This window comes from Allobosea sp. CER48 (assembly GCF_044752385.1).
GTDB lineage: Bacteria > Pseudomonadota > Alphaproteobacteria > Rhizobiales > Beijerinckiaceae > Allobosea.
In genome coordinates this window covers 1-9939 of record NZ_JBIWYK010000067.1, presented here as the reverse complement: position 1 = coordinate 9939, position 9939 = coordinate 1, and the positions used below count along the sequence as shown (strand labels likewise).

At 66.8% G+C, this 9939-nt stretch carries 9 protein-coding genes; 4 read left to right on the top strand and 5 right to left on the bottom strand.

Translation table 11 applies throughout. The features are described 5' to 3' along the window. Positions 1-57: 57 nt before the first annotated feature. On the top strand, positions 58-1845 hold the full coding sequence (locus ACIPIA_RS04645) for an ABC transporter ATP-binding protein/permease (RefSeq protein ID WP_400507139.1): 1788 nt from the start codon (positions 58-60) through the stop codon (positions 1843-1845). A 50-nt stretch (positions 1846-1895) separates the two neighbouring features. On the opposite strand, the gene ACIPIA_RS04640 is transcribed toward ACIPIA_RS04645, so the two are convergent. The 4 genes from ACIPIA_RS04640 to ACIPIA_RS04625 form a co-directional block, all read right to left on the bottom strand. After that, entirely contained in the window at positions 1896-2726 is an 831-nt protein-coding gene (locus ACIPIA_RS04640) for an ABC transporter permease (protein ID WP_400507137.1), read from the bottom strand. 4 nt (positions 2727-2730) lie between these two features. After that, positions 2731-3621, bottom strand: a complete 891-nt coding sequence (locus ACIPIA_RS04635) for an ABC transporter permease (RefSeq protein WP_400507135.1) — start codon at positions 3619-3621, stop codon at positions 2731-2733. Next, the gene (locus ACIPIA_RS04630; protein ID WP_400507141.1) at positions 3618-4685 is read right to left on the bottom strand and encodes an ABC transporter ATP-binding protein; all 1068 of its coding nucleotides are present in this window, start codon (positions 4683-4685) and stop codon (positions 3618-3620) included. The genes ACIPIA_RS04635 and ACIPIA_RS04630 overlap by 4 nt, the downstream gene beginning before the upstream one ends. Positions 4686-4774: 89 nt before the next feature. After that, the gene (locus ACIPIA_RS04625) at positions 4775-5965 is read right to left on the bottom strand and encodes an extracellular solute-binding protein (RefSeq protein WP_400507133.1); all 1191 of its coding nucleotides are present in this window, start codon (positions 5963-5965) and stop codon (positions 4775-4777) included. Positions 5966-6054: 89 nt separating this feature from the next. Between ACIPIA_RS04625 and ACIPIA_RS04620 the strand changes: the two genes are divergently transcribed. From ACIPIA_RS04620 to ACIPIA_RS04610, 3 genes are read left to right on the top strand one after another with little or no spacing between them, the layout of a single operon-like run. Further along, complete coding sequence (locus tag ACIPIA_RS04620; RefSeq protein ID WP_400507131.1) at positions 6055-6813, top strand: GntR family transcriptional regulator; 759 nt, start codon at positions 6055-6057, stop codon at positions 6811-6813. Positions 6814-6859: 46 nt separating this feature from the next. Beyond that, the gene (gene uxuA, locus ACIPIA_RS04615) at positions 6860-8056 is read left to right on the top strand and encodes a mannonate dehydratase (RefSeq protein WP_400507129.1); all 1197 of its coding nucleotides are present in this window, start codon (positions 6860-6862) and stop codon (positions 8054-8056) included. An 18-nt stretch (positions 8057-8074) separates the two neighbouring features. Continuing rightward, the gene (locus tag ACIPIA_RS04610) at positions 8075-8872 is read left to right on the top strand and encodes a hypothetical protein (RefSeq protein ID WP_400507127.1); all 798 of its coding nucleotides are present in this window, start codon (positions 8075-8077) and stop codon (positions 8870-8872) included. Positions 8873-8920: 48 nt separating this feature from the next. Here ACIPIA_RS04610 and ACIPIA_RS04605 read toward each other — a convergent pair. Continuing rightward, positions 8921-9939, bottom strand: a 1019-nt coding sequence (locus ACIPIA_RS04605; protein WP_400507125.1) for an ABC transporter substrate-binding protein, incomplete at its 5' end; no start/stop codon positions are given.

Below are 9939 nucleotides of genomic sequence, written 5' to 3'. Positions count from 1 at the left end.
GAAACCGTAGCGGGGTAGGACATGGCCGAGACTTCGCCTGCCTCGCGGCGGTCCCGCATGCGGCAGTTCTTCCGCATCGCCCTGCGCTACTGGCGCGGCGAGACCCGCTGGCGCGCGTGGGCCCTGACCGCCGCAGTCCTGCTCTTCGTCGCGGCCCAGACTGCGACGGCCGTCGGCATCAACCGCTGGAACCGGGTGTTCTTCGACGCCCTCGAGAAACGCGACGTCGCCGCCGTCTGGACGACGACCGCCTGGCTACCGCTCCTTGTCGTGGCTTCCGCCCTATCGGTCTCCGGCCTGGTCGTCAGCCGCATGCTGCTGCAGACGCGGTGGCGCGAGAACCTGACGCGCCGCCTGGCGGGCTGGTGGATCGCCGACCAGCGCTACTACAGGCTCGGCTTCCTGACCAAGAAGCAGGCCGCGCCCGAATACCGGATCGCGGAGGATGTCCGCCTCGCCGTGGAGCCTCTGGTCGAACTCGCCATCGGGCTGATCAGCGCCTTCGTCACCGCCGCGACCTTCGCGGCGATCCTCTGGCAAGTGGCCGGCTCTGCCGAAGTGACGCTGGGCGCGACCACCATCGTGATCCCGAGCTATATGGCGCTCGCCGCCGTGCTGTACGCCGCCCTCGCCTCGCTGGCGGCATATCTGACCGGGCGCCCGCTGGTCGGCCTCGTCTCCCGCAAGAACGAGACGGAAGCGCAGTTCCGGGCCGAGATGACCCGGCTGCGCGAGAATGCCGAGAGCATCGCGCTGATCAGGGGCGATGCCGACGAGCGCAACTCCGCCGGCGAGAGCTACGGGCGCGTCGTCGCGGCGTGGCTGAAGATCGTCCGCCAGCAGGGCATCATCGCGCTGGTGCTCAACACGAACGGCGCGCTGTTTCCGATCGTGCCGCTGCTGCTGATCGCCCCGAAGTTTCTTGCCGGAAACGTCTCGCTCGGCGCGGTCGTGCAGGTCGTCGCCGCATTCAGCGCCGTGCAGGCGGCGCTGATCTGGTTCGTCGACAATTTCGTCAGGCTCGCCGAATGGTTCGCCTCCGTCACGCGTGTCGACGAACTGGTGGAGGAGCTGCAGGCGCTCGATGTCGGTACGATCATGGAGAAGGAGACCCAGATCGGGCTGGGCGAGAGCGACGACGGCGCGATCCATCTCAACAATCTGTCGATCGCCCACAGCAATGGCCGCATCGTCGTGGCCGATGCCACCGTCACCATCGAGAAGGGCGCGAAGGTCCTGATCGCGGGAGAGAGCGGGTCGGGGAAGAGCACGCTGATCCGCGCGCTTGCCGGGATCTGGCCCTGGGGCTCGGGCTCGATCAGCGTGCCGGCCGGTCAGTCGATCGCCTTCGTCCCGCAGAAGCCTTATCTGCCGCGCGGCACCCTTCGCTCGATCCTGCTCTATCCCGACTCCGACCGCCCCGTCGCGGACGAGGCCATCGCCGACGCGTTGCAGCGCTGCGGCCTCGGCTATCTCGCACGACGTCTCGACGAGGAGGAGGAAGACTGGGACCGTGTCCTGTCGGGCGGCGAGCGCCAGCGCATCGCCTTTGCCCGCCTCCTGATCCAGCGGCCCGACATCATCGTCATGGACGAGGCGACATCGGCGCTCGACGAGGAGAGCCAGTCCTCGCTGCTGGCCCTGTTCGATGACGAGCTGGCCGAGGCGACGCTGATCAGCGTCGGCCATCGGCCGGGCCTCGAGGATTATCACGATCAGAAGGTCACGCTGGAGCGCCGCCCGGCCGGTGCCCATGTCACCTCGCGGCGCCTGCGCAAATCGCTCTGGCGGCTGTTCAGGAGCCGTAGCGCGGCGAACGAGGACAATCGGCAGGATGGGGAATAGCCCAGCCGCTTCGGTCCGACGGCGCTCGCGAGGAGCGCCGTCGGTCGATGTCATTTCTTGGCCCGGGCGACGATCTGCGTCGGGTTGACGAAGCGCAGCGCGATGATCAGCCAGATCAGCGTCGTGACCATGTAGATCACCGCCATGGCGTCGATCGACTGGACGGCGCGCACGCCGGCGGCGAAGACCGCGTAGTAGAGCGCGACGACAAGCGTCTGGCTGGTGGGGCCTGCCGTCAGGAAGGTCAGCTCGAACATGGCGAGCGTCCGCACCAGCACCAGCAGCAGCGCAGCCAGGATGCCGGGCATCAGCAGCGGCAGCAGCACATGCACGAAGAGTTTGAAGGTGTTGGCGCCGAAGACGCGCGCCGCCGATTCGATCTTGGTGTCGATCTGCTCGATGAACGGGATCATCACCAGGATCACGAAGGGCACGGTCGGCACCAGATTCGCCAGAACCACGCCCGACATCGAGCCCGCGAAACCGGTCTGGTACAGCACCGTCGCCAGCGGGATGCCGAAGGTGATCGGCGGCACCAGCAGCGGCAGCAGGAAGAGCAGCATCACGAGCTTCTTGCCCGGGAAATCGCGCCGCGCCAGCGCATAGGCGGCGGGAACGCCGATCAGGCCGGACAGCGCCACCACCAGGAAGACGATCTGGAAGGTGACGAGCAGCACGTCGTGGAGCTGGAACTCCGACCAGGCGGCCGAGTACCAGCGTGTCGTCCAGCCGGCCGGCAGCCAGGTGCCGAGCCAGCGCGTCGAGAAGGACGAGGTCACCACCGTCGCGATCATCGCGAAGAGGTTCAGGATGAAGAAGCCGATCAGCGTCCAGTTCGCGGCCGCCCAGAGCTTCGTCGAGAGACGGGTATCCTTGACCATCGGCTCAGCCCTTTCCGCCGCCGGCAGGGCCGCGATAGAGCAGGCCGCGGGCCGCGAGCACCACGACGACGATGGCAAGCTGAACCATGCCCATGATCATCGCGACGGCCGAAGCCATTGAGTAGTCGTATTCCTCGAAGGCCGCCTGATAGGCCGCGATCGATATCACGCGCGTCGGCCCCGATGGCGCGCCGAGCAGCACCGCGGAGGGGAAGACCGAGAAGGCCTGCACGAAGCTCAGGCAGAAGGTAATGGCGAGGCCGGGCAGCAGCAGTGGCAGCAGGATATGCTTGAAGCGCTCCCAGGGGCCGGCGCCGAGCGTCGCGCCCGCCTGCTCCAGCGCCGGGTCGATGCCGGAGAGATAGGACAGCGTCAGCAGGAAGGTGAAGGGGAAGCCGGTGATGACCAGCGAGAGCATCACGCCCCAGTAGTTGTGCAGCAGCTTCACCGGCGTCGAGATGATGCCGAGCGTCATCAGCGTGCGGTTGAACCAGCCCTGCGGCCCCAGATAGTTCAGCAGGCCCTGTGCGACGAGCACCGTGCCGAGCGTGATCGGGATCACCAGGATGGTGGTCAGCAGGCGCTGGTTCTGCATCAGGCGGACGCGGAAGGCGATCGGGATCGCAAGCAGCAGCGTCGCGACCGTGACGGGCAGCGCAAGCCAGAGCGTCGTCGCGATCGTTCCATAGAGGAAGCGGTCCGAGAAGAAGCGCTGGTAGTTGGCGAACATGCCGCCCTGCTTCGGCTCGAAGGACAGGACGAGCCCGTAGAGAAACGGGTAGATGAAAAGCGCCAGCAGGAACAGGATCGCCGGGACGACGAGCAGCGTCAGCCCGTCGAAGCCGCGCGCGGCCAGTCTCTGCTTCAGCGGAATGGAGGCGAGGTCGGTGCTCACGCAAGCACCCCATAGACGAGGACGCGGTCGGGATCTGCGGCGAGCGTGACCGCCTCGCCCGGCGACAGCTTGTCATGAGCGAGGAAGGACAGGTCCGTGCCATCCGCCATGCGGGCGAAGCCGACGAACTCTCGTCCGCGGAACTCGGTCGAGACGACCTGGGCCTTGAAGCCGGGCTGGCCGGCAGAGACGGGATGCAGATCCTCCGGGCGGATCGCGAGATAGCCGTCGGCGCCGGCCGAGACCGCCTCGCGTGCGCGGCCCGAGAGCTGCGCATCGCCGACGGCGACGGTCGCCCTGCCCTCGCCTGCCGAGACGACCTTGCCCTTCACCTTGTTGCGGAAGCCCATGAACTCGGCGACGTCGAGATGGTCAGGCCGCAGGAAGAGATCCTCCGGCGTGCCGACCTGGCGCACCTGCCCGTCCCGCAGCACGACGATGCGATCCGCGAGCGAGAGCGCCTCCTCCTGGTCGTGAGTGACGTAGATCGTGGTGGCGCCGAGCGTGTTGTGGATGCGGCGGATCTCGGCGCGCATCTCGAGGCGCAGCTTGGCGTCGAGGTTGGAGAGCGGCTCGTCCATCAGCACGAGCGGCGGCTCGACGACGATGGCGCGCGCGATGGCGACACGCTGCTGCTGGCCGCCGGAGAGCTGGCCGGGCAGTTTCTCGGTCTGCCCCTGCAGGCGCACGAGTGCCGCGGCCTCGGCGACGCGCTTGTCGATCTCGGCCTTGGGCACGCCGCGCATCTTGAGACCGAAGCCGATGTTCTTGTTCACGCTCATGTGCGGGAACAAGGCGTAGTTCTGGAAGACCATGCCGAAACCGCGCTCTTCCGGCCGCAACGGGTCGATGCGCTTGTCGTCGAGCCAGATGCCGCCGCCGGTCGCGGGCAGCAGCCCGGCGATCAGGTTCAGCGTTGTCGACTTGCCGCAGCCGGACGGCCCGAGCAAGGCGATGAATTCGCCCTTGCCGATCGTCAGGGAGACGTCCTTGAGCGCGTTATGGGTGCCGAAGTCACGGCTCAGACGATCGAGCTTGAGCTCGCGGAACGAGGCTGCGTTGATGGTCATGGCTTCCGGAGAATCTGAGAGCGGGGTCGGATTGGCCGGCGGCGGGCTTCGGACTGCTGCCAAAGCCCGCCGCCGTAGCAGTCTTACTTCTTCTTGGCGCCGCCGACCTGCTCGTCCCAGATGCGGAACGCGACGACCATCTTGTCGGGGTCGAGCGGCGTTTCCATCGGGTTGTCGGCGATCAGCTTCTCGTATTCCGGCCGGCCGAACTCGGCGATGGCCTTCTGGCTGGAGGCCGGCGCCATCGAGAGCGGCACGTCCTTCACCGCCGGGCCCGGGTAGAAGTAGCCCTCGTCATAGGTGAAGGCCTGCTGCGCGGGCGTCAGCATGTGGCGGACCAGATCGAGCAGCACGGCGAGCTTCTCATCCGAGACGCCCTTCGGGATCATCATGTACTGGGCGTCGGTGACCCAGTGGAAGCCCTTCAGCGCCTGGATCTTGGCCTCCTTCGGCACGATGCCGAGGACGCGCGGGTTGATGTCCCAGCCCGTGGTCGAGACGATGATGTCGCGCGTGCCGTCGCCGAGCTCCTTCATGGTCGCGCCCGTGCCGCCGGGATAGTACTCGATGTTCTCGCCGAGCTCCTTGAGATAGGCCCAGGTCTTGTCCCAGCCCTTCTCGGGATCCTTCGGGTCCTTGTCGCCGAGGATGTAGGGCAGGCCCATGATCCAGGTGCGGCCGGGGCCGGAATTGGCCGGGCGGGCATAGAGGAAGCGGTTCTTGTTCTGCTTCGTCCAGGCCAGAAGCTCCTCGGCCGTGGTCGGCACGTTCTTGACCTTGTCCGGCATGTATTCGAGCAGCGGTCCGGACGGGTAGTAGACCATCGCCATGGCCTGGCCCTGGCCGAGGTTGTGCATGGCCAGCGCAGGCTTGAGGAGAATATCATCGGGCTTCGGCAGCTCGGCGGCGAAGCGCGGGAACAGCTCGATCCAGAGCTTCTGGTCGATGCCGGCCGAGAGCACGTCGAGGCCGCCGATGACGAAGTCGATATCGGAGCGGCCGGCGTTCTGCTGGGCCTTCAGCTTGGCCGGCAATTCGGGCGCCGGCGCCTTGGTGAAGACCATGCGCGAGACGGCCTTCGGATTGGCCTTGGCATAGTTCTCGAGCGGCGTCTGCACCAGCGCGAGCGCGCCGCCGACATCGATGATGCTGATCGTGAGCGGCGACGCCGGCAGCTTTAACTGCTGCGCAAAGACGCCCGGCGCATGCGCTGCGACCCCAAGGCCGGCGACGCCGCCAATGAAATGACGCCGGTTGATGCTGTCCTGACCCATGGTTGTTCCTCCAGACGCGTTTTCGCGTGGTTCTTGATCTTGCCCCGGGCCGCCGCCTTCCGGGACGGGCTCCTCAATCCACCCCTGCAATGCCGTTGACGCAGGACCGGATTAGTCGGTATCCTAGTATACTAGTCCACCAGAGCTTGGCAATGGGCACCCCCGCGACAAGACAGAGCACAGACCAGATCTACCGCGCCCTGCGGGGAGAGATCGTGAGCGCCGGGCTGCGCCCCGGCGAAGCTATGTCGGAGGCGCGGATGGCGCTGCGTTTCGGCGTCAGCCGCACGCCGGTGCGCGAGGCCTTCAAGCGGCTGGTCGAGGACGGGTTCCTGTCCGTCGTGCCGCAGGTCGGCACCTTCGTCGCGCCGATCGACATCGCCGCCGTCCATGACAGCCAGTTCGTTCGCGAGACGCTGGAGTGCCGCACGGTCGTGCTCGCGGCACGCCATATCGACGATTCCGGCAAGGCCGCGTTGGAACGGCATGTCCGCCAGCAGGAGCGCGCGCTCGCGACCGGCGATCAGGCGGCGTTCTTCCGCTATGACGATGCGTTCCATGCCGAGATTTCGCGCCTTGCCGGCCATCCCGCCGTCTGGAGCCTGATCGAAAGCGTCAAGGCGCAGCTCGACCGCGTCCGTTGCCTCTCGCTCGAAAGCGCGACCTGGCCGGACATGATCATGCGCGAGCATCGCGTCATCGCCGAGAACATCAGCAAGGGCGACGAGGCGCAGGCCGAAAAGGCGATGCGCGCCCATCTGCGCACCGTTTTCGCCGCGATCGAGAATATCGCACGCAGCCATGTCGACGCCTTTGTCGGCTCGGCTCCACCCATCCGGCTCGACTGACGCGCCGGACCATCACCCCAGAACAATACCGCGAAGGAACGCGAAGATGGAACAATGCTGGCGCTGGTTCGGGCCGGACGACGTCGTGACTCTGGCCCAGGCCAAGCAGGCCGGTGCCACCGGCATCGTCAACTCGCTGCACCAGATCCCCTATGGCGTGGTCTGGAGCGTCGAGGAGATCGAGAAGCGCCAGGCTATCATCCGGGCCGACAGGAGCTTCGGCCTGGAATGGCGGGTGGTCGAGAGCCTGCCGATCCATGAGAGCGTCAAGATCGGCGAAGGCGACCTCGAACCGATCTTCGAGAACTACCGGCAGTCGATGCGCAACCTCGCGGCCTGCGGCCTGCAGGTGATCTGCTACAACTTCATGCCGGTGCTGGACTGGACCCGGACCGAGCTCGCCCACAAGCTGCCGGGCGGCGGCACGGCACTGCGCTTCAACCTGCACGAATATGTCGCGCTCGACCACTTCATGCTCAAGCGCAAGGGCGCCGAGGAGGGCCATTCCGCCGAGGTGATGGACAAGGCCAAGGCCTGGTTCGACAATGCGACGCAAGCCGACCGCGACCGCCTGCTTTCCAGCGTCATGGCGGGGCTGCCCGGCGCCTTCGACCGGTACGACCTGCCCGGCCTCGCCCGCATCCTCGAGCGCTATGCCGGCATGACGCATGACAGGCTGCGCGCCAATCTCAAGCGCTTCCTGGAGGCGATCATCCCGACGGCCGAGGAAGTCGGCATCCGCATGTGCATCCATCCGGACGATCCGCCGCGCTCGCTCTTCGGCCTGCCGCGGATCTGTTCGACCGAGGACGACATCGCCTTCATCCTCGGCTCGGTCGATTCCCCCGCGAACGGATTGACGCTGTGCTCGGGCTCGCTCGGCGCCAACCCTAAGAACGACGTGCCGAAGATCGCCCGGCGCTTTTCCGACAAGATCTGGTTCGCGCATCTGCGCAACGTCGCGAAGGACCCGGACGGTTCGTTCATGGAAGCCGAGCATCTCGGCGGCGACACCGACATGGTCGCGCTGGTCGACGTGCTGATGGCCGAGGAGCAGCGCCGGCGCGCCGCGAACCACCCGCACTGGCGCATCCCGATGCGGCCCGACCACGGCCATGAACTGCTCGACGACGTCGGCAAGGGCAGCTTCCCGGGCTACCCGGCGGTCGGCCGCCTGCGCGGCCTCGCCGAATTGCGCGGCGTGATGACCGCGCTTGCGCAGGTCAAGGGCTACGCGGCCTGATACGAAACAGGCGGGCCCATGGCCCGCCTTCTGCTATCCGCCCTCGTTTCCGGAGAACCGGCCGACTCAGTGGTCGTGGGAGTGGCCCTTGTGGCCATGTGCCGCACCATGGCCATGACCGTGGTCATGCTCGCCATGGCCGTGATGATCGTGATCATGGCCGCAGCCACAGCCTTCGCCATGGGCATGCTCGTGGTGCTCGTGCTTGTGAGCATGATCATGGCCATGGTGCGCGTGGCCGTGCCCATGGTCATGCCCATGATGATGATCGTGGCCGTGGTCGTGATGGTCGTGCCCGCAGCCGCAATCGTCGCCATGGGCGTGGTGATGCACCTCGGGCTCCGGCTGGAACGGGCGCTCGACCTCAGTCATCGAGCAGCCCTGCCCGCGCACCAGCTCCGCCAGAGCAGGATGGCCGGGCACGTACAGTGCATCAGCGGTCATTTCAGTGGGGACGTGGTGGCCGCCGAGATGCCAGGCCAGACGCACCAGACGCAGCGGGTTCTCGGCGCGAACCTCGAGCAGGCTTTCCAGCGCAGCCTTGACCTGCACCAGGCGGCCGTCCTCCAGCTTCAGCGCATCGCCGGGGTTCAGGGCCGCCGGCTTGTCGAGGCTGATCGCGAATTCGAGCCCGCCCTCGGCCGTGACGGTCACGCCGTCAATGGCGCGGTCGCGATGACCGAGGCTCAACGTATCGACGACGCGGTCGGCGCGGACGGCGGCCTTGCGAAGGACGGAAGTGGCGCGAAGCATAAGCGGCGATCCCATGGCTTGAGGCCGGGCGCGATGCGCGTCTCGGCCCGGATCGCAGCTTAGTAGCACAAACCGGGGTCTGCGCTACCAAGCTCGCGGGATCGTGGCGTCTCAGCGCGGCAGCGCCTTGACCTCGGCGTCGAACTTCTTGAGCAGGCGCGAGCGCTCAGCCGGGGAGCCCCAGCGCGGGGTGTCGTAGTCGATCAGCTTCATCTCCGCGAATTTCGGCGCGTCCGGCGAGAGCAGCGAATTCCTGTTGGAGGGGATCGAGTTGATCTTCAGCTTCGCATTGATGTTCTGCGCATCGGGCGAGAGCGTGAAATCGACGAACTTGCGGGCGGCCTCGGGGTTCTTGCCGCCCTTGATGATCGAGACGGAGCCGGTCTCGTAGCCCGTGCCCTCGCAGGGGGCGACGGTCTCGATCGGCGCGCCCTGCAGCTTCTGCGTGAGCATGTCGTGGATGAAGGCGATACCGACCGCCGTCTCGCCCAGCGCAGCGGCCTTCACCGGCGCGATGCCGGACTTGGTGTACTGGCTGATGTTCTTGTGCAGGCTCTTGAGAAAGTCGAAGCCCTTCTCCTCGCCGAGGCGCTGCACCGTCGTCGCCAGGAAGACATAGGCGGTGCCGGACGAGCTGGGATCGGCGATCTGAACCTCGTCGCGCAGCTTGGGATCGAGCAGGTCCGCCCAGCATTTCGGGGCGGCGATGCCCTTCTTCTTCAGCACCTCGGTATTGTAGCCGACGCCGAGCGCGCCGAGGTAGATTCCGTTGGTGCGGAACTTCGACTGCTCGGCGTGGCGCTGCGCCCAGTCATGCAGCTCCGGCAGCTTCGCAGACTTGTATTCGTCGAGAAGACCCTCGTCCGCCGCCTGCAGATGCGGCTCGCCCGGCCCACCCCACCAGACGTCGCCGCGCGGATTGCTGGCCTCGGCCTTGACCTGCGCATAGACCTCTCCGGTGCTCTTGCGGACCATCGAGACCTTGATGCCGGTCGATTTCTCGAACATCGCCGCGCCCTCGCGGCACTGCTCCTCCAGGATCGAACAGTAGACCGTGACCTGTCCCTGGGCGAGGGCCGGCTGGGCAACGGCCGAGAGCACGAGGCCGGCAACCAGCGCGCCGGCAGGCG

What these genes read in the sequence shown, in the direction of transcription:
- ACIPIA_RS04620 (WP_400507131.1), top strand. Translation starts at nt 6,055, where the DNA reads ATGCCGTTGACGCAGGACCGGATTAGTCGGTATCCTAGTATACTAGTC.
- ACIPIA_RS04645 (WP_400507139.1), top strand. Translation starts at nt 58, where the DNA reads ATGCGGCAGTTCTTCCGCATCGCCCTGCGCTACTGGCGCGGCGAGACC.
- ACIPIA_RS04610 (WP_400507127.1), top strand. Translation starts at nt 8,075, where the DNA reads ATGGCCCGCCTTCTGCTATCCGCCCTCGTTTCCGGAGAACCGGCCGAC.
- ACIPIA_RS04640 (WP_400507137.1), bottom strand. Translation starts at nt 2,726, where the DNA reads ATGGTCAAGGATACCCGTCTCTCGACGAAGCTCTGGGCGGCCGCGAAC.
- ACIPIA_RS04625 (WP_400507133.1), bottom strand. Translation starts at nt 5,965, where the DNA reads ATGGGTCAGGACAGCATCAACCGGCGTCATTTCATTGGCGGCGTCGCC.
- uxuA (WP_400507129.1), top strand. Translation starts at nt 6,860, where the DNA reads ATGGAACAATGCTGGCGCTGGTTCGGGCCGGACGACGTCGTGACTCTG.